This is a genomic window from Bradyrhizobium sp. JHI2711, assembly GCF_056156565.1.
Genome location: NZ_JBPZPT010000005.1, coordinates 17715 through 43795 on the forward strand (window position 1 = coordinate 17715; position 26081 = coordinate 43795).

At 64.0% G+C, this 26081-nt stretch carries 25 protein-coding genes; 7 read left to right on the forward strand and 18 right to left on the reverse strand.

All coding sequences use genetic code 11. The features are described 5' to 3' along the window. Positions 1 to 14 precede the first annotated feature (14 nt). Genes ACTEK7_RS30740 through ACTEK7_RS30750 form a run of 3 tightly spaced genes read right to left on the reverse strand, consistent with a single transcriptional unit; the run spans position 15 to position 2467 of the window. Positions 15 to 1217, reverse strand: a complete 1203-nt coding sequence (locus tag ACTEK7_RS30740; RefSeq protein WP_225148258.1) for an HAD-IIIA family hydrolase — start codon at positions 1215 to 1217, stop codon at positions 15 to 17. Continuing rightward, positions 1211 to 1531: a hypothetical protein gene (locus tag ACTEK7_RS30745; RefSeq protein ID WP_225148259.1), complete on the reverse strand. Its 321-nt coding sequence runs from the start codon at positions 1529 to 1531 to the stop codon at positions 1211 to 1213. The genes ACTEK7_RS30740 and ACTEK7_RS30745 overlap by 7 nt, the downstream gene beginning before the upstream one ends. 51 nt (positions 1532 to 1582) lie before the next feature. After that, positions 1583 to 2467, reverse strand: coding sequence for a class I SAM-dependent methyltransferase (locus tag ACTEK7_RS30750; protein WP_057028706.1), 885 nt, complete (start codon positions 2465 to 2467; stop codon positions 1583 to 1585). 444 nt (positions 2468 to 2911) lie between these two features. Here ACTEK7_RS30750 and ACTEK7_RS30755 point away from each other — a divergent pair, with 444 nt between their 5' ends. Both ACTEK7_RS30755 and ACTEK7_RS30760 read left to right on the forward strand, forming a co-directional pair. Continuing rightward, on the forward strand, positions 2912 to 3769 hold the full coding sequence (locus tag ACTEK7_RS30755) for a hypothetical protein (RefSeq protein ID WP_157784013.1): 858 nt from the start codon (positions 2912 to 2914) through the stop codon (positions 3767 to 3769). A gap of 8 nt (positions 3770 to 3777) precedes the next feature. Next, entirely contained in the window at positions 3778 to 5193 is a 1416-nt protein-coding gene (locus tag ACTEK7_RS30760; protein WP_225148260.1) for a DUF6418 domain-containing protein, read from the forward strand. A 61-nt stretch (positions 5194 to 5254) separates the two neighbouring features. Here the strand turns inward: ACTEK7_RS30760 and ACTEK7_RS30765 are convergent, their stop codons facing one another. From ACTEK7_RS30765 to ACTEK7_RS30800, 8 genes are all read right to left on the reverse strand, one after another. Next, positions 5255 to 6094 (reverse strand): SDR family oxidoreductase, encoded by an 840-nt coding sequence (locus ACTEK7_RS30765; protein WP_036007397.1) that lies wholly within the window; start codon positions 6092 to 6094, stop codon positions 5255 to 5257. 13 nt (positions 6095 to 6107) lie between these two features. Then, positions 6108 to 6869: an SDR family NAD(P)-dependent oxidoreductase gene (locus tag ACTEK7_RS30770; protein WP_036007395.1), complete on the reverse strand. Its 762-nt coding sequence runs from the start codon at positions 6867 to 6869 to the stop codon at positions 6108 to 6110. Then, positions 6866 to 7714 carry a sugar phosphate isomerase/epimerase family protein gene (locus tag ACTEK7_RS30775; protein WP_225148261.1) on the reverse strand — a complete coding sequence of 283 codons (849 nt, stop codon included), beginning with the start codon at positions 7712 to 7714 and terminating at the stop codon, positions 6866 to 6868. The genes ACTEK7_RS30770 and ACTEK7_RS30775 overlap by 4 nt, the downstream gene beginning before the upstream one ends. Next, positions 7711 to 8475, reverse strand: coding sequence for an SDR family oxidoreductase (locus tag ACTEK7_RS30780; protein ID WP_225148262.1), 765 nt, complete (start codon positions 8473 to 8475; stop codon positions 7711 to 7713). Before ACTEK7_RS30780 ends, ACTEK7_RS30775 begins: the two co-directional genes overlap by 4 nt. After that, on the reverse strand, positions 8468 to 9157 hold the full coding sequence (locus tag ACTEK7_RS30785; RefSeq protein WP_225148263.1) for an acylneuraminate cytidylyltransferase family protein: 690 nt from the start codon (positions 9155 to 9157) through the stop codon (positions 8468 to 8470). Before ACTEK7_RS30785 ends, ACTEK7_RS30780 begins: the two co-directional genes overlap by 8 nt. After that, positions 9157 to 11076, reverse strand: coding sequence for an N-acetylneuraminate synthase family protein (locus ACTEK7_RS30790; RefSeq protein WP_225111908.1), 1920 nt, complete (start codon positions 11074 to 11076; stop codon positions 9157 to 9159). The genes ACTEK7_RS30785 and ACTEK7_RS30790 overlap by 1 nt, the downstream gene beginning before the upstream one ends. Positions 11077 to 11098: 22 nt before the next feature. Further along, positions 11099 to 12475: a GHMP family kinase ATP-binding protein gene (locus ACTEK7_RS30795; protein ID WP_225148264.1), complete on the reverse strand. Its 1377-nt coding sequence runs from the start codon at positions 12473 to 12475 to the stop codon at positions 11099 to 11101. A 231-nt stretch (positions 12476 to 12706) separates the two neighbouring features. Further along, entirely contained in the window at positions 12707 to 13930 is a 1224-nt protein-coding gene (locus tag ACTEK7_RS30800) for a phenylacetate--CoA ligase family protein (protein WP_225148265.1), read from the reverse strand. 86 nt (positions 13931 to 14016) lie between these two features. Here ACTEK7_RS30800 and ACTEK7_RS30805 point away from each other — a divergent pair, with 86 nt between their 5' ends. Next, complete coding sequence (locus ACTEK7_RS30805) at positions 14017 to 15168, forward strand: AGE family epimerase/isomerase (protein ID WP_225148266.1); 1152 nt, start codon at positions 14017 to 14019, stop codon at positions 15166 to 15168. Between the two features lie 12 nt (positions 15169 to 15180). Here the strand turns inward: ACTEK7_RS30805 and ACTEK7_RS30810 are convergent, their stop codons facing one another. From ACTEK7_RS30810 to ACTEK7_RS30835, 6 genes are all read right to left on the reverse strand, one after another. Then, positions 15181 to 16020: an ABC transporter ATP-binding protein gene (locus ACTEK7_RS30810; protein WP_225111905.1), complete on the reverse strand. Its 840-nt coding sequence runs from the start codon at positions 16018 to 16020 to the stop codon at positions 15181 to 15183. A 161-nt stretch (positions 16021 to 16181) separates the two neighbouring features. Next, on the reverse strand, positions 16182 to 17465 hold the full coding sequence (locus tag ACTEK7_RS30815) for an ABC transporter substrate-binding protein (protein ID WP_225148267.1): 1284 nt from the start codon (positions 17463 to 17465) through the stop codon (positions 16182 to 16184). 42 nt (positions 17466 to 17507) lie between these two features. Then, a complete protein-coding gene (locus ACTEK7_RS30820) occupies positions 17508 to 18581 on the reverse strand; it encodes a branched-chain amino acid ABC transporter permease (protein WP_036015700.1) in 1074 nt (357 codons plus the stop codon). 3 nt (positions 18582 to 18584) lie between these two features. Next, complete coding sequence (locus ACTEK7_RS30825) at positions 18585 to 19478, reverse strand: branched-chain amino acid ABC transporter permease (protein WP_036029874.1); 894 nt, start codon at positions 19476 to 19478, stop codon at positions 18585 to 18587. Positions 19479 to 19596: 118 nt separating this feature from the next. After that, entirely contained in the window at positions 19597 to 21528 is a 1932-nt protein-coding gene (locus ACTEK7_RS30830) for a long-chain fatty acid--CoA ligase (RefSeq protein ID WP_225148268.1), read from the reverse strand. Then, positions 21525 to 22346, reverse strand: coding sequence for an ABC transporter ATP-binding protein (locus tag ACTEK7_RS30835; protein WP_225148269.1), 822 nt, complete (start codon positions 22344 to 22346; stop codon positions 21525 to 21527). The genes ACTEK7_RS30830 and ACTEK7_RS30835 overlap by 4 nt, the downstream gene beginning before the upstream one ends. A gap of 333 nt (positions 22347 to 22679) precedes the next feature. On the opposite strand from ACTEK7_RS30835, the gene ACTEK7_RS30840 reads away from it, so the two are divergent. The 4 genes from ACTEK7_RS30840 to ACTEK7_RS30855 all read left to right on the forward strand — a co-directional run bounded on the left by ACTEK7_RS30840 (position 22680) and on the right by ACTEK7_RS30855 (position 24781). Next, complete coding sequence (locus ACTEK7_RS30840) at positions 22680 to 23360, forward strand: Crp/Fnr family transcriptional regulator (protein ID WP_036015705.1); 681 nt, start codon at positions 22680 to 22682, stop codon at positions 23358 to 23360. Between the two features lie 22 nt (positions 23361 to 23382). Next, positions 23383 to 24090, forward strand: a complete 708-nt coding sequence (locus ACTEK7_RS30845; protein WP_225148270.1) for a helix-turn-helix domain-containing protein — start codon at positions 23383 to 23385, stop codon at positions 24088 to 24090. 61 nt (positions 24091 to 24151) lie between these two features. Continuing rightward, complete coding sequence (locus tag ACTEK7_RS30850) at positions 24152 to 24370, forward strand: DUF4287 domain-containing protein (RefSeq protein ID WP_036015710.1); 219 nt, start codon at positions 24152 to 24154, stop codon at positions 24368 to 24370. Positions 24371 to 24379: 9 nt separating this feature from the next. Beyond that, complete coding sequence (locus ACTEK7_RS30855; RefSeq protein WP_370058344.1) at positions 24380 to 24781, forward strand: DoxX family protein; 402 nt, start codon at positions 24380 to 24382, stop codon at positions 24779 to 24781. 19 nt (positions 24782 to 24800) lie between these two features. On the opposite strand, the gene ACTEK7_RS30860 is transcribed toward ACTEK7_RS30855, so the two are convergent. After that, on the reverse strand, positions 24801 to 26063 hold the full coding sequence (locus ACTEK7_RS30860) for an MFS transporter (protein ID WP_225148271.1): 1263 nt from the start codon (positions 26061 to 26063) through the stop codon (positions 24801 to 24803). Positions 26064 to 26081 lie beyond the last annotated feature (18 nt).

A 26081-nucleotide genomic window follows, 5' to 3' on the forward strand; every position in this document is an offset into this window, starting at 1 on the left:
TTTTGACGCGCCATCTAAGTGTTGCCGGCCGCGTTCAGGCGCGCTCTTACGAACGACTCGAGATTGCCGCCCTGGAACAAATGGCCGGGAAGTCCGGCAGCCTGCGCGGCCTCGAGGTCGCTCGGCTTGTCGCCGATCACCATGCTGCGCGCCATGTCGATGGGGAAACGCTGCGCCAGGTCGGCGATCATGCCCGGCGCCGGCTTGCGACGGTCGCTGACGCGGCAATAGCGGGCCACGGTTCCCTCGGGATGATCGGGGCAATATTCGAAGGCGTCGATATGCGCGCCGACGAGTGCCATCTGGTCCGCCATCCAGCGGTGCAGAGTGACGACGTGATGCTCCTCGTAATAGCCGCGCGCGACGCCGGATTGATTGGTGATGACGAAGGCGAAATGGCCGGCGTCGTTGACGGCCTTCACGGCCTCGCGTGCCCCGTCGATCCATTCGAGCTTGTGCGTCTCGAATGTGTAGCCGGAATCATGGTTGAGCACGCCGTCACGGTCGAAGAACACGGCGGGACGCCGCAGCTTCTCGCGCAGCTCGCGGTCGGCGCGCGCGAAATCGTCGGGGATGCCGATGTCGATGAAATAGCCGCGATAGGCGGTGCCGCGCAGCTCGCCGCGCGCGGCAAGGCCGGGAAACACGTCCTGTTCGAGGGAGGCGGGAAGCTTCGCGATATCGGCGAGAACGGACTTCTTGACGACGTAGATCCCGGCATTGACCGGCCCCGTGGCGCCCGCACCCGGGGCGATGAAATCGCGCACCACGCTGCCCTCGAGCGCGACGCGCCCGTAGCGGTCCCCGACGACGCCGTCGCGCAATGCCATGTGAATCCGACCGTCCCGCGCACGCGCGATCAGATCAAGCAGGTTGAAGTCGAACAGCGAGTCGCCGTTGAGCAGCAGGAAACGGTCGTGCAGCAGATCGCGCGCGTTCACGAGCGCGCCGCCGGTACCGAGCGGCTCGGTTTCGCGCGACACGACGATCTTTGCCCGGCCCCGCGCCGCTCCGGCGTAGTGGCTCTCGACGATGTCGGCCTTGTGGCCGGCAAGCAACAGGATCTCATCGAAGGCCTGATAGCGGGCGAGTTCATCGATCAGCGTGTCGAGAAACGGCCGGCCGCCGATCTCGAGCATCGGCTTCGGCACGGATTTGGTGCGTTCGCCAAGGCGGGTGCCGAGCCCACCGACGAGGATGACGGCTTGTCTCAGCATGATTTGTCCCTCCGATGGCATGAGTGATGCAACACGACGCGCATCAGAGGGGCGATCAGGCTGCAAGTATCTGCAAGCCGCTGATCTCCTTCGGCCGGCTGCAGAGTCGTGCGTACGACCGATTTTGCACCTGTTGCGATCATTTCGTTCACGGTGTCCAGACTGGAGAACAGATGGGCGGCCGGCGCGCCGTTGGTCGCCCGGACGATGCCGATCGTATACGGGTCCGAGAGGATGTAGGTTCTGGCGGAGCCAACTGTGCCGAGCTGGATCAGGAAGAACAGCAAGGTCAGGGCAAATGTGATCGTCCACATCGCGAGATCTCTTGGATGGGGCCCGTCGCAGCAGCCGAGAATTGGCGATCTTCAATTTCCTTTCGGCAGGTCAGTCGGGCGGCCAACGATCAGGGAGCCTAGCGTGAACAGATCCTCCGGAGAGAAATTTCGAAAGCGCGGTGCCAACCGTTCCAGGATCTGCTGCTCAGGTGGCCGGCGGTCTGGTTGGTCGCTGAGAAGTTCAAACCCGGCCTCTCTGAACAGCTGCAGATATTCGCTATGGCGCAAACGATTGACGTATTGGAAGCGAGACTGGAAGGGCGCCCAATCCTCGTCGGAATAGGTCAGGAAATTGAATGAGCTGATGGACGGATCGAAGCCTTTGAAGTGATCGCCGTAATCGATTTGCATGAGGATAAGCCCGTCAGGGCGCATGATGCGTCGCAACTCCTTCAGGATCGCCGCGATGTCGCTCTTGGGAATGTGCTCGAGCGTTTCGACCGAGACCGCGCAGTCGATCGAACCGGCTGGCAGGCCTGTCGTTCGGGCATCGGCCGGTGCGCGGTAGTCGATGTGCCAGTAACGTTCGAGGTCCTCTACGGACTTCAAGTCGGGGTGGTCGGTCCCGCTCAGTCGAGAAATCACGGCTGCGTTGGCGCGGATCAGTTCCAGCTTGGCCAAGCGCTCGATGTCGACGGTGATGAAACGTCGCGCCCCATGTGCACTGAAGGCGAGAGGAATGATCAGATCCCGCCCGGCGCCGAACTCGTAAAAAGTCGAATCCCGTAACGGTCGGATGCTGTACCTGTCGTGGACGCCCAGCAGCCGCTGCGCAAGCGTATAGATGGACCTGACCTGTCGTTCGGGGCGCGGCAGCCGTCGTGTGACGTAGCGCTGCAGGGCGTAATGCAGGTCTTCGCCCCAGGGAATGTTCGACAATACGGAGAACGCCCGCGCCTTTGTTTGCCAGCGCACGTCAGCATTTCCTCGCCGGAATGGCCACGATCGGAGTGATGCTGACGAGCGGTGGTTGAAGCACGGTGTAGGTCCAAGAAAGGCCGATGTTCTGCCTGTTTGATGCAGATACCAACTCACATAGCTAGTTTCGGTCATACGGGAGCCGCAGCCCCAATGCAAGGACTGGAGCACAGAGATGGCGGCACTCGTTCCGGTAGCAAGAGCGCCCTCATGTCCAGCGGCCGCTTGGGCGACCAAGGCTTGAGCCTGACGAAAGTCGCGGGTCACCTTTGGTGGATCAGACGGCAGGACGGACCGAGGGCGGCCAGGGCCACAATGGTTCCTCGAGAATTTGGCACAGGAGCCGATTAATCAACCATAGATTGCTTAGTATGATGTCGACCGGGCGCCCCATTCACGGTATTGAGCTTTCCGTTCATATTGTGTCCGGGACAAGAGTACATGCCCATGATCGAGCGTGCGCCCCAAGCTTCAGTTCGTCCGCAGCTTGCGAGGTGGTCCGATGTCGCTATCCGAACAGTACGGAAGCATTGGGTTCTTTCGCTCGCCATCGGAGCCATGTTGTTGGCTGCTCTCGGTTCCCTGGACGTCGGCCGAAAGGTGGAATCCTGGACCGCAAGCGCGACGATTGCACTTGGTACAATGCCCAGCCTTGACGGCCTTCTCGGCCGGTCTGCGATGACCGTCGAACGCGTAGAGAGTGCCCGTGAGCTGGTGACACGGATCGGAGGGATTCAGTTCCAAGACAGCGTACTTGCCGATGCTCGCAAGGCACTTCACGACCGCCGGGGGGCGTTCGCCGGAGCTTCGTTGCGCGGGATCGTCATAGACGATTCCATCATCCGTCTGGAGGCAAGTTCCGCCTCGAAGGAGGAGGCGCTGATCCTGCTTCAACAGGCCGTTGCCGCAATCCAAGCCGTTCATCAGAAATTGCTTGAACCCAGAATGGAATTGTTGCGTTCCGTGCGCGACAGCCTTCAAGATGCAAAGGTGCGCCTGAGCGATTCGCTCAAGAAGGGCGACATATACGTTACGCCGGCTCGGCCGGATGGCACGGCCTTGATGTCGAGCCCCGGGGGCTCAGTTGATGGAATTCTCAACGTCGAAACGCGCATTGCGTTACTGACCTATAGCGAGCGCACCGTGAGGATGACAGGCCTGCAGGATGGATCATCTCCTGTGATGGAAGGCCCCAGGGAGGTCAATCTCGTGCAAAGAGCCATTCTGGCGGGCTTGGGCATCGTCCTCTTCATTGGCCTTTTGACTTTCCTTCTGAAGCGATCGGTCCGCGTCGGGTAGAGCTGGCCATGACCCTTTTGGCTGGTGTCTCGATACTGCTCTTCATCGTTTGGTTGTTGCGCTTCAGATCGACAATTTTCCTGTGCCTCGCCTTTCTTTTGTTTACCTTCGTGTGGCGGACGATCTCCTCGTTCTACATCGATCTCTCGGGGCCAATCCTTTCGTCCCAGCTTCAGATGTTCATTGGTCCCGGCGTCATGACTGTGTTCCAGTCGATCGCCTATTTTCTGACGCTTCTTCCATTCCTCTGGGTTTTCAATGCGCAGGCGCTGGATGATTGGGCTCGGTCGGCTCCAGTTCCCGAGCCGCATCCGAGCCAATCTCAACTGACTCTGTCGGACGTCACATTCTACGTGTCGGTCCTTTTCTTGATCCTGCTTTTCGGCGCTCTGATCCAGGGGGGCGTCATTCCACTGTTCGCCAAGATCGAGCGTTGGACCTTCAACGAGCAGGCCAATTTTCTTCATCGCTTTGTGATCGAGCGAGGCGACATGGTCTGCTTCTGGTGGGGGACCATGTTCGTCGCTGAGTGGTTGCGACGGCGGCGATACGATTATCGCTTTCTGGTTTTGCTGGCTGCAATGATCTTCTACATGTTTCTCGTAGGCGGGCGCTTCTCGCCCTTCTACCGATATTGTGGATTCTTTATCATACCGTTCTCGGCGGCTTTGCTCGTTCAGGCGCGAGGCTTTGCAGGCGGACGTTCGTTAAGCTTGCTGCCTCGGATCGCCGATCGCCGCATCGTGCTGGCGGGCACCGGCATCATAGCGGCGACGGTCGCGATGATTGCATTCGCGCTCTACTGGAATCTGACCAGGGTCAGAGGATACGAAGGAGAGGCCGCGCGGGGCGCTTTCGTGGAGCGCGCTCTCGTGCAGCCGTCAGAGATAGGATGGGCGTCCTATCAGCGTGTTCTGGTCAACGGAGATTGGGATGCACGCCGTGCCTTCGATGCCCTGTTCGCGCGTCCCATCGTTGCGGGACGAAACACGACACCGCAGTTCCTGATGTCCGAAACGATCGGTGAGCCACGGACGACGGAGCACATCACGGGCGGGTTTCAATTCGCAGGTGGATTTCCTGAAATCTTTTTCGAGCTGTTTGGTCCCTATTTGAGCTGGTTCTTTCTGCTGGGAGCCGGCTGGCTCACGGCGCTCATTTCCGCGATCATGATCCGCTCAATCGTTGCCGGGCGATATCTGACGGCAATGCTGTCGTTCTATGTGCTGTATGGCTTCTACGTCATGTACATCGGGGGCATGCTGAACTTTGCGGCGACGCCGACATATTGGATCAAAATTGCCGCGCTGTTCGCCGCGATCATTCTGGAGGAGCGTTGGCAGATGTTGGGCCGTCCCGTTCTCCCGTGGGTGCTCGCCGACAAAACTCGCTTGTTTCGCCGCTCTGCGGTTTCCAAAGTTTAGGAGCTACGTCCGGCGAGCAGCGCAGAGCGGTGTCGCTCTCGTCGTGAGCGGCGCGCCGCGGCTACCACACGCTTCGACCGCCATCCATCACCAGGTTCTGCCCGGTCATGTAGCTCGAGGCATCCGAGCACAGGAACTGCACCGCGGCGCGGTACTCGTCGACCTCGGCCATGCGGCCCATCGGGATCAGGCGCGTCAGTCGCTCGACGAAGGCCGGATCCTGGTTGTTGAAGACCCCGCCCGGCGAGATCGCGTTGACGCGGACGCCGTGATCGGCCCAGTACGTCGCCAGATATTTCGTCAGCCCGATCAAGCCGTGCTTGATCACGGAGTAGGTCACCGGCTTCACCGGCTGCTCCTCCTCGCGCGTCACCTGCGGTTGGCGATAGAGCCGCTGGTCCGGCGCGATCACGCCGAGATCGGAGGCGATGTTGAGGATCACACCGCGGCCCCGCGATGCCATCGCGCCGCCGAACACCTGCGCGCACAGCATCGCGCCGGTGAGGCCCACGGCGATCTCGGTCTGCCATTGCGGTACCGGAAACGCCTCGAAGCGGGAGGAATGCATCACGCCGGGTGCGGAGGTCACCTTGGGATCGATGGCCGCGTTGTTGACGAGGATGTCGACGGAGACGCCGCGGCCGGAAAGCTGCTCGTGCGCAGCGCGCACCGAATCGAGTGTGGTGACGTCGATCGCAAGCGCGATCAGGTCGGCGGACGGCGCATTCTGCTTGAGTGCGGCAACGGCGGCTTCGGCCTGCGCAAGTCCGACGTCGGTGACGACGACGCGCGCGCCGGCCTCGGAGAGCGCGGCGACATGCTGCCGGCCGAGCAGGCCGCCTGCACCGGTCACGAGAGCGGTGCGGCCGGTCAGGTCATAGCGTGAGGACGGGCTTGCCATCGGGAGCTCCTGTTCAGCCGCGCAATTGGCCGCCGTCGGCGACCATGACGCTGCCGGTAATGAACGCCGCGCGTGGCGAGGCGAGGAATGCGACGAGGTCGGCGACCTCTTCCGGCTTGCCGAGCCGGCGCAGCGCCACCTCGCGCACAAGCATGTCCTCGACCGCGGCCCTGTTCTCGGCGAGCTTGCGCGCCCAGGTGCCGTCGGCGGCGAGGATGTTGCCGGGCGCGACCGCATTGATGCGGATGCCCTCGAGCGCCAGCGGGCGCGCCAGCCCGCGCACGGTGGCGTTCAGCGCCGCCTTCGCGGCATAGTAGGTGACGGGCGCGCCCAGCGCCGCCATGCCGGCGATGGAGGAGATGCAGACAATCGACCGGTCGCCGCTGCCGCGCGCCATCAGCGGCCGTGCGGCCTCGATCATGTTGGTCGTGGCGAAGAAATTGAGATCCATCACCCGCGACCATTCCGCCGCATTCTCCTGCCCGGGCGGCACGGAAGCGCCGCTGCCGACGTTGCAGACGAGGATGTCGAGGCGCCCCCACTGCCGTTCGACCTCGTTCAGCAGCCTCGCTGCCGCAGCCGGATCGGTGACATCGGCCACGTGAACCGATGTGCTGCCGCCGACCGTAGCCCGCGCGGCATCGAGCGCATCTGCGCCGCGCGCCGCGAGCGCGACTCTGGCGCCTTCTGCGGCGAGCGTCGTCGCGATCGCGAGCCCGATGCCGCGGCTGGCGCCGGTGACGAGCGCGACGCGATCATCCAGCTCGAGCTTCATCGCGCGGCATCCTCGATCCAGCGAACCGTCATGTCGCGATATGTCGCCAGCGCGCCGGCGTGATCGCCGTCGCCGGCCCGCGCGGTTTGCAGGATGTATTGTCCCCTATAGCCGGAGCGCTCGATCAGCCGGATCGTCTTCGCGAGATCAGCGTTGCCGGTGCCGAGCGGCACGGTGGTGCCGCCGCGCACGCGGTCCTTGACATGAACGTTGAGAATGCGGGGCGCGTAGGCCTCGATCTCCTCGGCGCTGTCGTAGCCCAGCGAGGCGCTGTTGCCGCTGTCGTAGTTGATGCCGAAGACCTCCGCCGGAAACGCCTCCATGAAGCGGGCGAGGTCGCGCGGCGGCAGATCGGACTCGAAGACGATCTTGACGTTCTGTCTTATGAGCTGCTCGCGGCGGGCGATCAGCACCCGCTTGAGCGTGTCGCTCTCGCTCTCGCGCTCGATCTTGCCGTTGTCGACCAGCGGGACCACGATGAACGCGATGCCGATGCGGCTGCAGGCGGCAATCAGGAGATCGAAATCGTTGACGAGGGCATCGCGCACGACCGCATCGACCTTCCAGAACGGCGCTTGCATGAAGCAATCGCCGGTCAGGCTCGGGATGCGCACGCCATTTTCGCGTGCCAGCGTCAGAATCTCCTGTTGTCCCGGCTCGGTCATCAGCGGGTTCTCGCGCAGCCGCTCCTGGTCGATGGTCCATTCCATCCGCGTCAGGCCGAGCGCCTTGGCGCGGGGAAATTCCTCGCGCCATTCGTTCCACGGGAACGCCTGGATCTTGCCGTCGACCAGGGCCGACAGGCGTCCCTGCATGAAGCCGATGCGTTCGAGCGTTGCGGTCACGATGTGCTATCCGAACTGATGGCGAGGCCCTTGGCGATCCAGCCGCCGTCGACAAAGATCTCCTGGCCGGTCACATAGGCGGAGGCTTCCGACGCGAGAAAGACGGCGGCACCCACCATGTCGGCGGGGTGCCCCCAGCGGCCGAGCATGGTGTGGCGGCGCCGATCCTCGTGCATGACGGGGTCGGCATAGCTCTTCGCGGTCATCTCGGTCGCGACGTAGCCCGGCGCAAGTGCGTTGACGCGGATGCCGTCCGGTGCGTAGTCGGCGGCGAGTGCGCGCGTCAGCCCGGCAAGCCCCGCCTTTGCCGCGACGTAGCCGGGATTGCCGGGGAAGCCGCGCACAGAATTGATGCTGGTGACGTTGACGATCGCCGCCGAGCCCGCGTTCTTCAGGAGCGGATAGGCGGCGAGGATGGTGGCGTAGACGCCGGTGAGATCGGTTGCGACCGTGGCGCGGAAGCGCGCGAGCTCGCTTTCGCCGCCTTCGGCTGGAAGACTGATGCCGGCGGCGTTCACGAGTGCGTCGATCCGATTGCCTTTTGCCGCGATGCTGCGGAATGCGCCTTCGATCGCGCCGTCATCGGAGAGGTCGCAGGCAATGGCGGTGACGCCCTGCGGCGCGGTTCCGGACCGGCTGAGGCCGAACACGGTGGCTCCGGCATCCTTGAGGCCGCTCGCGATCGCCGCGCCAATGCCGCGCGAGGCGCCGGTGACAACCGCGATCTTGCCTGCGAGCGAGAAGGCGCTGAGATCAGGCATAGCCGTAACTGCGCATGATGGCGGCGCAAAGCTTGACGTCCTCGGGGCGGTCGATCTGGAACATCTTGTGACGATCCATGACGTGGAAGCCGATCTTGCCGCCGAGACGATTGTTCTGCTCGCGCAGGAGGGATGGGATCAGGACGTAGAACGAGCCGTTCTCGAGGTAGCGCTTCTCGATCTGCTGGCGCATGCGGCGGTTGCGATAGTCGTAATTGATCGGCTCCGGGCCGTTCGCGCCGATCCGCCAGTTGAAGTAGTCCTCGACCTCGCAGACCGACAGCAGGCTGTCGAGATGGTCGCGATCGAAGGTCTCAAGTGCGTTCTCGATGTCGCCGGGCTCGCGGATCGGCGATGTGGCCTGAAGCGCGACCACGCGCTCGAACCGGCCCAGTCGCGCCTCGGTCGCATCGAGGGCATGCAGCCAGGCGGATTCGGAGGAGGCGAGGTCGCCCGAAATGTCGTCCGGGCGCCGCACGCCGACCGCGCCGGCGGTCTCGGCCGCGGCGAGGATCGCCTCGCTGTCCGACGAGACGGCTACCACGTCGACGCCGCGCGCCGCGCGGGCCTGTTCGACCGTCCAGGCGATCAGGGGCTTGCCGCAGAGATCGAGCAGGTTCTTGTGCGGGATGCCCTTGGAGCCGCCGCGCGCGGCGATCACGGCCAGCGTCTTGCGCGCCATCAGATGTGTCCCTCCAGACGCTCGAGCGCGGTCCAGAAGCCTTCGCCCATGTTCTTGTGACCCTGCCATATTTCGGGAATGAACGAGGCCGTCGGTGCATGCTTGCGCAACACCTGTCCGATCTCGTCGAAATCGATCTCGCCTTCGCCGATCTGAAGACCTTCGCCGTCGAGGCCCTTGGCGTCGCCGAAATGCAGATGCGCGGTGTGCGGCCCGAGCTGGGCGAGGCCCTGCGCGAAGTCGAAGCCGAAATGATTGGCGGCGAGCTTGGTGTGGGAGATATCGACGCACATGCGCAAATCATGCTTGGCGCAGAACGCGGCCGATTCCTCCGGGAAGATGAAGATGTTCTGGTGGCGCTGGCCGCCGAAATGCCAGGGAAACGGCGCCATGGTCTGCGGCGTCAGCTCGACACCCTCCATGTCGAGCTCGGTCAAGCTCTGCGCAAAGATGCGGTAGCGCTCGGCTTTCTCCTCCGGCGGCAGCGGCTCGTCCATGGTGAAGCCGCCGATATTGGCGACGATGGGCGGACGCTTGGTCTTGGGGAAGAATTTCTTCAGGCCGCGGGTGATGTCGATCACCGCCTGGGTCTGCTCCAGCGAGTAGCGCCGCAGCGCCTCGTCGGGCGTTGCGAGGTCCATCAGCTTGGAGCCGGCAAACAGCTCCGGCGCATGCACCACGAAACCGAGATCATAGGTGCCCGACAGATAGGCCGCCGGATCGCGCTCCATGTCGCTGTAGCTGAGATGGAATTCGATGATGTCGGGCTCGCAGATTTCCAAGAAGCGTTCGGTATCGTGATAGCGTACCGGCACGCCCCAGGGGCGGTCGAAGCGGTAGCGCCGCGCCTTCGCGGCGCCTTCATTGAGGTCGCTCTGGAAGAAATAGTCGTCGGCCGCCATCGTTCGCGTCAGCTTGCGGCCGAGCAGCGCCGGCATCTTCAGCGGCGACAGGCCCTGTCCCGGGCTCTTCACGGCGATGTCGCTTTCGGAGATCACGGTGCCGGCCGACAGGTCGCGCGCGGCCACCAGGCTCTTGGCGAGGTTTTCGCGGTTGATCAGCTCACCCTGGCTCAGCGCGCGCTCGGCGAGCTTCTCGCCGCGGGCCGCTTCCACCTCGCGAATGCCGGAGACGAGTGCCTTGAATTCCTCCGGCTCGAGACTTGCGGCATGGTCGGGACCTTCCATCTCGCGATCGAGCGTGATGTGGCGTTCGATGACGACGGCGCCGAGCGCGACGGCGGCCGTCGAAACGGCAATGCCGCGCTCGTGGCCGGAATAGCCGACGACCGGATGGATCTCGCGCAGCGTTTCCATGAAACGCAAATGAATGTTGTGGAGCGCGGCCGGGTAGGTGCTCTGGCAATGCAGCAGCACGTAGCTGGCATTCCGGTCGTCGAGGAACTTCGCCGCGGCCTTGATCTCGTCCGTCGTGCTCATGCCGGTCGAGACGATCAACGTCTTGCCGGTGGCGGTGAGGCGGGCGAGCAGCGGCAGATTGGTGAGGTCGGCGGACGCGACCTTGTAGGCCTCCACGCCGAAGCCTTCGAGCACGGCGACGCTCTTGGCGTCCCAGGGCGTGCAGAGGTACTCGATGCCCTTGGCTGCGCAATATTCGGCGATCTTCTTCTGCTGTGCGGTCGGCAGCTCGAAGCGGCGCAGAAGATCGAGCGTATATTCGACGGCGAGGTCGTCGTCTTTCCCGGACAGGCTCGAGGCGCGATAGACCTCGTCGAGCTTGCGCATCTGGAATTTGGCGCAATCAGCTCCGGCGGCGACCGCGGCATCGACCAGCGCAATGGCGCGGTCGAAGTCGCCATTATGGTTGTTGCCGATCTCGGCGATGACGTAGCAGGGTTCGCCATCGCCCAGAAGACGGTTGCCGATGCGGACCGGAGCAGGCTGTTTGGGCGATGTCATCAACATTCTCGTCTCATATGCGTCATGCTAGCTGGGCGGGAACACGGGACTTCCACGTCCGCAGCCCGTTCTCCTCGAACATGATGCGCGAACAGCTGTGCCCCTGCTGTTCCAGCGCCGCGATCAGCTGATAGCGCTCGAACGGGCGGACGAAGAACATGAAGTAACCGCCGCCGCCCGCGCCAAGCAACTTGCCGCCGACCGCGCCATGCTGCTTGGCAAAATCATAGATCGCGTCGATCGCGTCCGACGAGATCTTGGAGCTCAGCTTCCGCTTGGCGTGCCAGGCCTCGTCGATCAGCCGGCCGCATTCCAGCAGTTGACCGCGCAGCAGATGCCGCCTGATGTCGCGCGTCACTTCCTTCTGCTTGGCAGCTGCGGCCACCGCGTCGCTGGTCTCGTGCTGAGCCTTCTGGTCGCGATGAATGGCGCCGGAATCGCGCCCCGAGCCGACGTAGCAGAGCACCAGGCTCTCCTCGAGCTCGGCGATGATGTTGGGATCGAGGCGAAGCGGCACGATGGTGTTCTGGTCGGAGAAGAATTCCATGTGATTGAATCCGCCGAACACGGTGGCGTACTGATCCTGCCAGCCGCCGGGGATGTTGAGCATCAGCCGCTCGGCCTGGAAGGCCATCTCCGCGATCTCGTGGCGGTCCCACTGGTCGCTGCGAAATTCGTTGAAGCAGCCGATGATCGCCGACGAAACCACCGCGGAGCCGCCGAGGCCGGAACCGACCGGGAAGTCGGCGGACACTTCGAGCTCGAAGCCGTAAGTCGGCTTGATCAGGCGCACGACCGACTTGATCAGTGCGAGATCTCCGCCCGTTCCGAGCTCGGTGAGATTGTCGGCCGCGACCGTGCGGCGGAAGTCGTGCGAGTAGATACGGATGCTGGGATCGCTCCGGCGCCGCAACGTCGCGTGAGCGTACATCTTGATCGTGGCGCTGATGACCGCGCCGCCGTCATTCGCCACGAAGTAGTGCGTCAGGTCGGTGCCGCCGCCGGAGAAGCTGATCCGCACCGGCGAGCGGGCGCGCGCGAACACCTCGCTCTCTTCCGACAGGTTGAACAGTTCGCGGCTGAACACGTCGACCAGCCGTCCCTCGCCATCGAGGATCGGCACGACGTGGACGCGCTGGTCGAGCAGCTTGAGGATCTGCTCGCGTGGCCCGCCGGTCGGTGCCCAGACGAATTTGCGGTTGATGCAGGACACAACCCGGTCTTGGATCGTGATACCGGTGAGCATGCGCCTGCGGATGTCGCCGTCCGTTACGGCGCCGACGATTCGCCCACTCGCGTCTTGCGCGAACAGGATGCCGAGCATGTTCGCGTTCAGGCGCCGGAAGGCTTCCTCAATGGTCTCCGTCTCGGCGATCGTGACGAGGGTTCGGTCAAGCACGTTTGGGGTCCAGAAAGGGCCGATTCCGGCCATATCGCAGCGTGGTCTGGTAATACGGGAGCAGCCCGGACGATGCAAGGTTCCTGCGCCCGGCGGCATCGCAGCCATGGCCCGAAGGTCGGGCTCTACGCTCGTCATCTTCGTCGTGCCGCGAGTTCGTTCCGCGCTCCCGCATTCGCGGAGGGATGTGCTCAGCCCCGGCAATGACCTGCTGTCGAAATCGAGCTGAGGTTAGCGCTCGTCCACGATGATCTTGCCGTCATTCGGCAGCGTGCCGGGACCGACCAGCTCGACGGCTCCTCCGAGCTTCGTTATCGCGCGCAAGCTGGCCGCGATGTCGTCGCGTAGCGAGTCGCTAGGGGGCGCAGCTTCCGCTCTCAACGTCATGGCGTCGGTCTCGCCTTGGCGCGTGACGATGAGGCGAAGTCTTCCGAGCCCCGCGTGGCGCTTGCCGATCTCGGCGATCTGCTCGGGACGGACGAACATGCCCTTGATCTTGGTGGTCTGGTCGGCGCGGCCCATCCAGCCCTTGATGCGCATGTTGGTGCGCCCGCACGGGCTCGTGCCGGGCAGGGCCGCGGTGAGGTCGCCGAGCGCGAGCCGGATCCAGGGATGGTGCGGGTCGAGCGAAGTCACGACAATCTCGCCGACGTCACCTGGTGCGACCGGATCGCCAGTGCCGGGCTTGACGATCTCCAGGATCAGGTCCTCGTTCACGACCATGCCTTCGCGGGCCTCGGTCTCGAAGGCGATGAGGCCGAGATCGGCGGTGCCGAAGGCCTGGTAGGCATCGATGCCGCGCCCCTTGATCTCGGCCTGGAGCGAGGGCGGAAACGCTGCGCCCGAGACCAGCGCGCGCTTGATCGAGGAAACGTCACGCCCCGAGCTTGCGGCGGCATCGAGCAGGATCTTCAAGAAGTCCGGCGTGCCGCTGTAGCCGACCGGCCGGTAGGCCTCGATCAGCTCGAACTGCTGCTCTGTGTTGCCGGGGCCGGCGGGGATCACCGCGCACCCTAGCGCCCGCGCCGACGCATCGAAGATGAATCCCCCGGGGGTGAGATGGTAGCTGAAGGTATTGAGGACGATGTCGTCGGGGCGGAACCCGGCTGCGAACAGCGCCCTTGCGCCGCGCCAGGGATCGGCTTGTCGCCCTTCCGGCTCGAAGATCGGACCGGGGGAGGTGAACAGGCGGGCGAACGAGCCAGGCGCCGCCGCCACGAAGCCTCCGAAGGGCGCGGAGGCCTTGTGCAGGGCGGGCAGTTCCGACTTGCGCAACACCGGCAAATCCGCCAGAGCCGCCCTGGAGGTCACGGCGGCGGGATCGAAGCCTTTCAGCCGCTCGGCATAGGCCGGGGCGGCCATCGCGGCTCGCAGCACCTCCGGCAGGCGGGCGAACAGGTCGGCCTCGCGCGCGGCTTGCTCACGCGTCTCGCGGGCGTCGTAATGGGCGGTCATGGCTGTTCTTTCCGTGTTGGCATCCGTTGCGCGCCGCCACCGGCATGGCTATCAGACCGCCAGTGGCGAGGCTTGAAAGGGACCCGATGGCGGACGAAGGAATCATTGCGGCGGACGAGGCGTCGAACGTCGTCGCACGCCTGAAGCGCCGTATGATCGACGAGGCGCTGCCGCTGTGGTCGACGGTCGGCTGGGATCACGCTGCGGGCGGCTTCATCGACCGGCTGCACCGCGACGGTGCGGCGGATGCCGCCGCGCCCCGGCGCGTGTTCGTGCAGGCCCGCCAGATCTGGTGCTACGCCAAGGCGGCACAGATGGGCTGGTATCCCGAGGGGCGCGCGATTGCGCTGAAGGGGCTGGAGCACCTGCTGGCCAAAGCGAAGGCGCCCGATGGCCGGCCCGGCTATGTGCACCGGCTGACGCCGGACGGTTCGGTGCTGGATGCCCGGCGTGATGCCTATGACCACGCCTTCATCCTGTTTGCGCTCGCCAGCGTCTATGCGCTCGACCAGGATGCGCAGGTCCGCGCCGAGATCGATGCGCTGCTTGCCTTCCTCGACGGCCACCTGCGCTCGCCGCATGGCGGCGTTCACGAAGGCCTTCCGGTCTCGCTGCCGCGCCGGCAGAACCCGCATATGCATCTGTTCGAGGCGATGATCGCGTGCTTCGAGGCGACCCACGATCTGTCGTTCCAGAACCGTGCCGGAGAATTCTTCGCATTGTTCCTCGCCAACCTCTACGACAAGCAGAGGCACGTATTGTCGGAATATTTCGAGGAGGACTGGTCGAAGATCGAGCCGGTCAGCGTCGAGCCGGGTCACCAGGCGGAATGGGTCTGGCTGCTGAAGAGTTTTGAACGCATCACGGGATGCCCGACCAGCCAGCGGCGTGCGGAATTGCTGGAGACCTCGCTGCGCTATCGTGACGAGGCGACGGGCTGCCTCGTCGACGAGGGCGATGCAAGCGGCAGCATCCGCCGCAGCACGCGCCGGCTGTGGCCGCAAACCGAGATCGCGAAGGCGTGGATCGCGCAGGCCGAATCCGGCGAGGCGGGTGCGGCGGACGAGGCGCGCGCGGCGCTGGTGCGGCTCGAACGGCATTATCTCAGCCATCCCGTCAAGGGCGGCTGGTACGACCAGTTCGATCGCGACGGCAAATCGCTGATCGACACCATTCCTGCGTCGTCGTTCTATCATGTTCTCTGCGCGGTCACGGAAGCCGAGCAGGTGCTCGGCTAGGCTCCTTGTGGATCACAGCCAGCGCTTGCGCCGCTTGAAGCTCTTGAGGTTCTTGAAGCTCTTGCGCTGGTCGCCGGCGCCGCCGAGGTAGAATTCCTTGACGTCCTCATTGTCACGCAATGCGTCGGCGCTGCCGTCGAGCACGACCTTGCCCTGCTCCATGATGTAGCCGTGGCTCGCCACGGAGAGCGCAGCGCGTGCATTCTGCTCGACCAGCAGGATGGTGACGCCGAGATCGCGGTTGATCTTCTGGATGATCGAGAACACCTCTTTCACCAGCAGCGGCGAGAGGCCCATCGAAGGCTCGTCCATCAGGATCATCTTCGGGCGCGCCATCAGCGCGCGGCCGATTGCGAGCATCTGCTGCTCTCCGCCGGAGAGATAACCGGCAAGGCCGGTGCGCTCCTTCAAGCGCGGGAAATAGCTGAAGACCATGTCGAGGTCGGCGTCGACCTCGCGGTCCCGGCGCGTGAAGGCGCCGAGCTTGAGATTCTCGAGCGAGGTCATGTCGGCGACGATGCGCCGGCCCTCCATCACCTGGAAGATGCCGCGGCGGACGATCTTGTCGGGATCGATGCCGTTGATCCGCTCGCCCTCGAACAGGATCTCGCCGCGCGTCACCTCGCCGTCCTCGGTCTTGAGCAGCCCCGAGATTGCCTTGAGCGTCGTCGACTTGCCGGCGCCGTTGGCCCCGAGCAGCGCTACGATCGCGCCCTTGGGCACGTCGAGGCTGAGGCCGCGCAGCACCAGGATCACATCGTCATAGACGACCTCGATGTTGCGCACGGCGAGGAGGGGAGCGGACTCCACGGCGGTTGGCTTGGCGCGGGATGCTTCGAGGGTGTCGGTCATGCTTCAAAACTCCGCTGTCATCGCCCGGCTTGACCGGGCGACCCAGTATTCCAGAGGCGCCTGAGATTCATCGAGAAGCCGCAGCGTACTGGATCCCCCGCCCGGGTGCGCAATTGCGCACAACGCGAGGGATGACAGTGTTCGCGTGGTGAAAGCCGGGCTCACCACCCCAGCCATTCCGGCTTGCGCGGCAGCTCGACGGTCTTGACCTTCTCGAGCTTGATCGTGCCGTTGGCCATCAGGTCGTTCAGGTCGGCATTGGTCGAACCGGAGACCTTGGTGCGATAGAGATCGACCTTGAGGGTGCCGCGATGGTCCTTGTTGGTCCAGGTCGAGGGATTGCAGACGCCGTCCATGCCGGCCGGCACCCAGTCCTTCTTCTGGTAGAAGCCCTTGGCGACGTTCTCACCGGTGGCACCTCCGTTCTTGGCGGCCCAGTCGAGCGCTTCCCTGGCGTAGAGAGCGCTACAGACGCCTGCGATATAGTGCACCGGTCGATAGGCCTTGCCGCTTGCATCCGATATTTTCGAGATTTCCATCACCGTCTTCATGCCTGGCGCGTTGCCGCCCCAGGTTACGGCCGTGCGTAGCGGGAAGACGACGCCGTCGGCGGCGTCAGCCGCGGTCTTGGCGGCGTTCTCGTCCATGCCCCAGACATTGCCGAGGAACTGCACGTCCACGCCGGCGGTCTTGCAGGCCTTGAGCACGGAGATGTTCGAGGCTGCGGTGTTGCCGAGATAGGCGTAGTTGGCGCCGGAGCTCTTCAGGCTGAGGCATTGCGCGGAGTAATCGCCGGGCGTCAGCGCGAACACGATCGGCGGCAGCACTTCGAAGCCGAGCTCATTGGCGATCGCCTCGCCGGCGGCCTTCGGCGCGTTCGGGTACGGATGATTGCCGCCCATATGGACGAATTTCGGCTTACCGCTCTTGCCCTTGGCCTTCCAGTCTTCCGCCGCCCAGGTCACCAATGCCCGCATCGCGTCCGAATAGCTCGGGCCGTAGAAGAAGTTGTAGGGCGCGGGTTTGGCCTTGCCGCTCACGCCTTCCGGATCGGTCAGCGCCGCCGCGTAGGAGGCGGAGATATAGGGAATCTTGTCCTGCGCAACAAAGCCGGTCAGCGCTTCGGTATCTGCGGTACCCCAGCCCATGATCGTTGCAACCTTGCCATCCGGCGCCGACCACTTCTTGTAGAGCGCGATCGCGCGCGGCACCTGATAGCCGTAGTCGTTGGTATCGAGGTTGACCTGCTTGCCGCTGATACCGCCGTTCTTGTTGATCCAGGCAAAGGTGTCGGCGACGGCCTGGCCGTAGGGCGTGCCAACGTCCGACGTCGCACCGGAGTAGTCGGCGAGATGGCCGACGGCGATCTGGGCCTGCGCACTGGCCGCAAAACCAGCGATCGCAAACGCGAGCGACGCGGTGCTTAAAAGCGATTTGGTCTTCATGGGTTGGTTCCTCCTGTTATCGTTTAAGTGAAGTAGCCGTGCTCAATGCGAGAACGGGTAGAGTTTCCAATACGCCTTGATCTGTCGCCAGCGATGCGCGAGCCCATCGGGCTCGAACATCAGGAATGCGATGATGATCACCCCGATCGCGATCTCGCGCAGAAAGGTGATGTTGGTGTTGAGCGAGAGCGCCTTGTCGATCGCGCCGCCCTTCAAATGATGGCTGATGAACTCCATCGCCTCGGGCAGCAGCACCACGAAGGCGGTGCCCATCAGCGTGCCCATGATCGAGCCGGTGCCGCCGATGATGATCATGGCCAGGAACAGTATTGAGCGCTCGATGCCGAAGCCTTCCTGGGAGACCACGAGCTGATAGTGCGCGTAGAGCGCGCCCGCGATGCCGGCGAAGAAGGCGGCGAGACCGAACGACAGCGTGCGGTACCTGGTGAGGTTGATGCCCATGATCTCGGCGGAGAGATAATGGTCGCGGATCGCCACCAGCGCGCGGCCATCGCGCGTGCGCATCAGGTTGGTGACGAGGATGTAGCTCAAGAGCACATAGGCCAGCACGACGTAGAAATATTGCCGGTCGCCCCGCAGCGTGTAGCCGAAGATCGAGAACGGCTCGGCGCTCGCCGGCACCGAGCCGCCGGAGAACCACTCGGCGCGCGAGAAGAAGTCGAGCAGGATGTATTGCGCGGCCAGCGTTGCAATGACGAGGTAGAGTCCCTTCAGCCGCGCCGCGGGGATGCCGAAGATCAACCCAACCAGCGCCGTCACGAGTCCCGCGAGCGGGATCGCGAAGAACACCGGGATCGGCGCATTATTGGAGATGTAGGCCGAGGTGAAGGCGCCGAGCAGGAAGAAGGCCGCGTGTCCGATCGAGATCTGGCCGGTGAAGCCGACCAGGATATTGAGGCCGAGCGCCGCGATCGAGAAGATGCCGATCTGGATCAAAATGCTGAGCCAGTAGCCGCTGAAGAGTTGCGGCGCGAGGCAGAGCAGCGCGACGCCCAGAATCGCGAAGTTGCGGCTGGTGGTGGTCGGGAAGATCGTGGTGTCCGCGGCGTAAGTGGTGCGGAAATCACCAGCGGGAATGAGGGCAGGGCCGGCCATGGATCAGATCCGCTCGATGTCGTGGGTGCCGAACAGGCCGTAGGGCTTGATCATCAGCACGATGATGAGAACGTAGAACGGCGCGATCTCGTAGAGATTGCCCCAGTGCAGATACTCGCTGTCGACATATTGGGCGACGTTCTCCAAAAGCCCGATGATGATGCCGCCGAGCACCGCGCCGCCGACGGAATCGAGCCCGCCGAGGATCGCCGCCGGAAACACCTTGATGCCGTAGGCAGCAAGGCCCGAGGACACGCCATTGACGACGGCGACGACGACGCCGGCGACCGCCGAGACGGTCGCCGAGATCGCCCAGGCCATCGCGAACACGCTCTTGACGGAAATGCCGAGCGACTGCGCCACCTGCTGGTTGAACGCGGTGGCGCGCATCGCAAGGCCGTACTTCGACGCGCGGAAGAACCAGGCCATGCCGATCATCATCGCGACCGACACCACGAGGCTCATGACGTAGACGGTCTGGATCTGCAGTCCGAACAGGTCGACCGACTGGCTCTCGAACACGCGCGGGAACGGCTGCGGATTGACGCCGAACATCCATTTCAGCGTCGCCTGCAGCACGGTGGAGAGGCCGATCGTCACCATGATCACCGAGATGATGGGCTCGCCGATCATCGGCCGCAGGATCAGCACCTGCACCGCGATGCCGAACACGAACATGAACACCAGCGTGATCGGCATGCCGATCCAGAACGGCACCTGGTATTTCGCCAGCAAGGCCCAGCACACCCAGGCGCCGACCAGCAGCAATTCACCTTGCGCGAAGTTGACGACCTGCGTCGCCTTGTAGATCAGCACGAACGACATCGCGACTACGCCATAGAGCGTGCCGACCACGAGGCCGTTGACCAGGAGCTGGATGAGGAAGGCGGTGTTCATGTTGGGTGACTCAGCCCGTCATTGCCGGGCTTGACCCGGCAATCCATCGATGAGGAAGGAAGACTGTTCGGAAGAGGATGGATGTGCGGGTCAAGCCCGCGCATGACGAGGATCTGTATCACTCCGCAGCCTCCGCCATGTGCCCGTGCCCGCCGAGGTCCACCACGCGCAGCGTCGTTCGCACCCGCTGCGTGGTGCCGTCCTGGAAGCGGATCACGGTGTCGACGGGGATGTCGGAATCGCCGCGGTAGATGGCATCGATGATGCCGGCGTATTTCTCGTTGATGACGCCGCGGCGCACCTTTCGCGTCCGGGTGAGCTCGCCGTCGTCGGCGTCGAGCTCCTTGTAGAGCAGCAGGAAGCGCGAGATGCGCTGGGCCGGCGGCAGCGTGGCGTTGACGGTCTCGACCTCCTTCTGCAGCAGCGCGTAGACCTCCGGCCGTGAGGCGAGGTCGCTGTAGGTCGTGAAGGAGAGGCGGTTCTTTTCCGCCCATTTCGAGATGATGGAGTAGCGGATGCAGATCATTGCCGCGAGCGCGTCGCGGCCGGCCCCAAGCACCACGGCTTCGGCGATATAGGGCGAGAATTTCAGCTTGTTCTCGATGAATTGCGGCGAGAAGCGCTCGCCGCGGGAGGTCTCGGCGAGATCCTTGATGCGGTCGATCACGACGAGCTGGTGGTTGGCGTTGAAATAGCCGGCGTCGCCCGAGCACATCCAGCCGTCCTTGATGTCGGCGACGCTGGCCTCGGGGTTCTTGTAGTAGCCGAGGAACATGTTGGGGTGCCGCACGACGATCTCGCCGACGCCGTGGACGTCGGCATTGTCGATACGGATCTCGACATTGTCGGCCATCGGTACGCCGGTGGTATCAGGATCGACCTTGCCCTCGGGATGCAGCGTGTAGGCCCCGAGCAGCTCGGTCTGACCGTAGAGCGTGCGCAGCGGCACGCCCATGGCCTGGAAGAACTTGAAGGTGTCAGGCCCGAGCGCCGCGCCGCCGGTCGCGGCCGAGCGCAACCGGGTGAAGCCGAGGCGATCGCGCAGCGCGCGAAACAGGATCGCATCGGCAAAGCCGGAGCGTTTGCCCTGTTCCAGCGCGGCGAGTCCCGACTTCATGCCGATGTCGAACAGGCGCTGCTTGAAGGGCGTTGCGTCCATCACCCTGGCACGGACGTCCGCGGCAATGGATTCCCAGACCCGAGGGGCGAACAGTACGAAGGTCGGTGCGATCTCGCGCAGATCATTCATCATCGTGTCGGGCTCTTCGACGAAATTGATCTTCATCCGGCAGAGCAGACCTTTGCCGAGCACGTAGACCTGTTCCATGATCCAGGGCAGCGGCAGCACCGAGACATATTCGTCGTCGGGACCCTTGGGGTCGAAGGCGAGATAGGTCGCGCAATGGCCGAGCACGCGGCCGGCGGCGAGCATCGCGAGTTTCGGATGCGAGGTGGTGCCGGACGTGGTGCAGAGGATCGCGACGTCCTCGCCCTGGGTGGCATCGACCAGCTTGTCGTAGAGCTCCGGCTCGCGCGCGGCGCGGGCACGGCCAAGCGCGGCAAACTTCTCCGCCGACATCAGACGCGGGTCGTCGTATTTTCGCATCCCGCGCGGATCGGAATAGATGATGTGCTTCAGCTTCGGCACGCGCTCGGCGAGGATGAGCAGCTTGTCGACTTGCTCCTCGTCCTCGGCGAAGACTAGCTGCGCCTCGCCATAGTTGAGGAGATAGGAGGCTTCCTCGTCCAGCACGTCGCGATAGAGCCCGAGGCTGAGGCCGCCAATGGCGTGTGTCGCCACTTCCGCCGCGATCCAGTCTGGCCGATTGTCGCCGATAATGCCGATGACATCGCCGCGGCCGAGCCCGAGTTCGACGAGCCCGAGCGCGAAATCCCGCACGCGGGCCTGATAGTCGTTCCAGGTGAAGATGCGCCAGAGCCCGAGATCCTTCTCGCGCATTGCGATCTCGTTGCCGTGCTCCCTGGCATTGAGCCGGAGCATCTTCGGATAGGTGTCGGCCTGCGCGACGCGGCCCGCATAATCCATCATGCCGCGCTCTCCTGCGCCGGAGAGGCATCATCGGGATCGACAAGCACCTCGTCCTCTTCGCCGAGATAGGCACGCCTGACGTGCGGATCGGCGAGCACTTTCGCCGGATCGCCCTCGGCGATCTTCTTGCCGAAATCCAGCACCATGACGCGATGCGAGATATCCATCACCACGCCCATGTCGTGCTCGATCATCACCACCGTCATCCCGAACTCCTCGTTGAGATCGACGATGTAGCGGGCCATGTCTTCCTTCTCCTCGAAATTCATGCCGGCCATCGGTTCGTCGAGGAGGATCAGGCGCGGCTCCAGCGCCATAGCGCGGGCGAGCTCCACGCGCTTGCGCAGGCCGTAGGGGAGGGTGCCGGCGGTGGCCTTGCGCACCGGCTGCAGATCGAGGAAGTCGATGATCTCTTCCACCTTGCGACGGTGCTCGAGCTCCTCCTTGCGCGCGCCGGTGAGCCAGTACAGCGAGCCCGTGAGGAAATTGTTCTTCAAGAGGTGATGGCGGCCGACCATGATGTTGTCGAGCACGCTCATGTGGTGGAATAGCGCGAGATTCTGGAAGGTGCGGCCGACGCCGAGTGAGGCGCGGGCATTCGGCGTCAAGCCGGTGATGTCGCGGTCCTGATAGAACAGCTGGCCTTCGGTCGGCTTATAGCGACCGGAAATACAGTTCACGATCGAGGTCTTGCCGGCGCCGTTGGGGCCGATGATCGAGAACAGCTCGCCTTCCCTGATGGCGAAGCTGACGTCGGTCAGCGCGCGGACGCCGCCGAATCGTAAGGACACGCCGCGCACTTCGAGACTGGTAGCCACCAAACGAATCCCTCCCGGTGATGGCGCTTGATTGGCGCTCTTCCGTTCCTGTCAGGCGATCCTAGTACGGTCGTGCCGGCCAGACCATGCAGCTATTGGTCTCGACCGCACCAGCGCCACCTTCGTTCCCGTGAGGGATCAAAAGCCGCATCGCCCGAGGTGGTCCTCAATAGGGGAAAGCGCTATTTTGAAATGTCTCCGGCCTGACAATTCTGCGACAAAGTTGTCGGGCCGAGCGGGTCTTCATCTTTCGTCGGATGGATGGCCGAAGCGATTCTGTTGCAGTGCAACAGGAGCATGGGGTGACTGAACGGTGCGGCTGGCTTCGAGATCATGATTTCAGAGGATCATCTGAAGCGCATTGCCGCCTGGTCGCGTGAGCTCACACCAGCCGAGATCGAGGTCGCGCGCGCCGGAATTACGGAACGGTCCTACGGCACCGGCGAGAGCGTGTTCATGCGCGGTGATATTTTTGCCTATTGGGCCGGCATGGTGGGCGGCCTTGCCCGTATGGGCGGGGTCTCGCGCGACGGCAAGGAGACCAGCCTTGCCGGGCTGACGGCAGGGGCCTGGTTCGGCGAGGGCAGCGTGCTCAAGAACGAGCCGCGCCGCTACGACGTGGTCGCGCTGCGCGACAGCCGCATCGCGCTGATGGAACGCAGCGCCTTCATGTGGCTGTTCGAGAACAGCGTCGGCTTCAACCGCTTCCTGGTGCGCCAGCTCAACGAGCGGCTGGGCCAGTTCATCGGCATGCTCGAGGTCAACCGCACGCTCGATGCCACCGCGCGCCTCGCCCGCAGCATCGCCTCGCTGTTCAACCCGATCCTCTATCCGGAATCGACCGCGCATCTGGAGATCACCCAGGAGGAGATCGGCGCGCTCTCCGGCATGTCCCGCCAGAACGCCAACCGCGCGCTGAACCGGCTGGAGAAGGAGGGGCTGCTGCGGCTGGAATATGGCGGGGTCACGATCCTCGATATCGCGCGGCTCGGGAGCTACGGGGAGGAGCGATGATCTGCGCATTCCCGGTGCTTCCGTGCTCATAGAGTTCGACCATCGCGCGTCGGACTCGCCTTACGTCGAGCGGGTATGGCGCAGCCGGAGCCGGCGTGGCGGCTCGTTCCTGTCGATGGCCGAGGGAAATATCGAGCTTGTGGTCACCAGGCTCCCGGAGCTTCTGGCGGTGACGCTCCGAGGGCCGGTCACCCGCGGGACACTCGTCGAATGTCCCGCGAGCGGCGAATGGCTCGCGATCCGGTTTCGGCTGGGAACCTACCTGCCGGAGATACCGACGAGCGCACTGATCGACCATCAAAACATGCAGTTGCCGGTGCTGCCCAACGGCCGTTTTCTGTTTTCGGGTCTGAGCTGGGACATTCCAGGCTATGACGATGCGGAAAGTCTCGTCGCTCGCATGGCGCGCGCGGGTGTCATCGCACGCAGCCACGCGACCGATGCTGCGATCGACGGCGACGTCGACTGGATGAGCCGGCGTTCGGTTCAGCGCCACTTTCGCCGCGTTACGGGCATGACGTTCAGCAGCCATCAGCAGATCGAGCGGGCGCGTCGCGCCGCGGTCTTGCTGGTGAGCGGCAGCTCCGTTCTCGACGCGACATCGGGCGCCGGCTATTTCGATCAGGCCCATCTTACCCGCTCGGTCAGGCAACTGATCGGCATGACGCCTGCGCGCCTCTCGCGCGAGCGGCCGCAATTGTCGTTTTCATACAAGACGACTACGTCCTGATCGCAATATGCCTGGATCGCTCCGGCCGCGCTGGTGGAGCAAACATCGGAGGAGCGCTGCGGTGAGTTTTAAGGCCTATCTCGACAATATCCAGGCCAAGACCGGCAAGAGCCCGGACCAGTTTCGCAAATGGGGCAAGGACCGGGGTTTTTCGACCGGGGCGGGATTGGCCGCCGGCGTGAAAGCGGGTGCCATCGTGGCCGCGCTCAAGGACGAGTTCGGCCTTGGCCATGGCCATGCGATGGCCATCGTCGCGCTTCTCAAGGGGAAGGCGTCGTAGGTGATGACGATGTCCAAGTCGAGACATGTGGCCGGCTCCGTCATGAGCGGGCTCGTGATTGCCTTCATGCTGTTTGATGCCGGGATGAAGCTCGTCCCGCTGGACGTCGTGATCAACGCGACCGCCGAGCTCGGCTATCCCCCGTCGGCCGATCTGGCCCGCGCGCTGGGCGTGGTGGCGCTGGCCTGCACCGCGCTCTACGGCCTCCCGCGAACGGCCGTGCTCGGTGCGATCCTGCTGACCGCCTATATGGGCGGCACGGTGGCTGTTCACTTGCGGGTCGGCAACCCGCTCTTCAGCCATATGCTGTTCGGCGTCTATCTTGCTGGTCTTGCCTGGGGCGGTCTCTATTTGCGCGATTCGCGGGTGGCGGCGTTGCTTCCTCTGAGATCGCCGCCGGTGGAGGTCTGACGTCGTTACGGGGACGCCGTCATCGCGCATTGGCCGGCGCGTGCGCCGGCCACAGATCGGCGCGCCAGCGGATCGCGATTGCCACCATCGCGACGAATCCTGCGCCGGCATAAAGCGAGCCCGTCGCGGAATAGCCGATGACGTCGATCAGGCTGCCGGCCGCGAGCAGTCCGATCGGCAAGCCATAGATCACCATCATGCGCACGCCCATGACACGGCCGCGCAGGTGTGCGCTCGCGGTGCGCATCAGGATGACGGCAGCCGAGATCATCGACATGCTCTGGGCAATACCGGCGAGGACGAGGCAGGCCATCGCCACCGGCATCGTCCTGACCTCGACGAACACCAGCAGCATGGCGTACCAGGCCAGCGTTGCGCCGATCAGGAGCCGGGCAATGCGTACGCCACTGACCAGGCTGAGCGTGATGGAGCCGATTAGCGAGCCGACGGCGAAGCTCGCCGAGAGATATCCTAGGCCGGTCTGATCAGTGTGAAAGATCTCCCGCGCGATGTAGGGCAACAATCCGCCCGTGAAAGGAAATGCGGTGAGATTCGCCAGAAAAGCGACGCACAGCGCCGCGCGCATTGCCGGCCCGTTCCAGGCATAGACGATCCCCTCTTTGAGGTCGCCAAGCAGCCGCGAAACGGTGTGGCTGCTTGCGGGAAGATCGCTCGTGGTGACGGTCCTTTTCGGCCGGGTCAGGCAGAGCATGAGAAGCGCCGCCGTGAAGTAAAGGCAGGCGATCGCCACATAAACGAGGCCGATACCGAGCACGGCGAACAGCCCGGCCCCCGTCAACGCTCCGGCAATGCGCGCGCTGTCCTGGGTCGTGCGCGCAACACTGATGGCGCCCACCAGCTGCTCGGCCGGCATGATATCGGCGAGCAGCGCGCCGCGAACGCCGAGATCGGAGGGGCGGATCAAGCCCATGATCGTGACGATGATCATGACGCTCAGCGGCGACAGATGACCGCTCAGCGCCAGGACCATGATGGTCGACGACAGCGCCGCATAGGCAAGGCGCATGACGACCAGGAGATCGCGATGGCCGATCCGGTCGCCGATCATGCCGAACACGGGCGCGACCAATGTTCCGACGAACTGGAGTGAAGCCAGCAGCGTGAGCAGCAGCACCGAGCCGGTCTCGACGATGACGTACCAGCCGAGCACCAGCGTCTCGACCTCGAAGGCCCAGGAGGTGAGCAGATCGGACGGCCACTGGAAGCGGTAGTTGCGGATGCGGAATGGCGCGAGCGCCGAAGGTCGTGCAGTGGCGCTCACGACGCGATGACGCGTGTC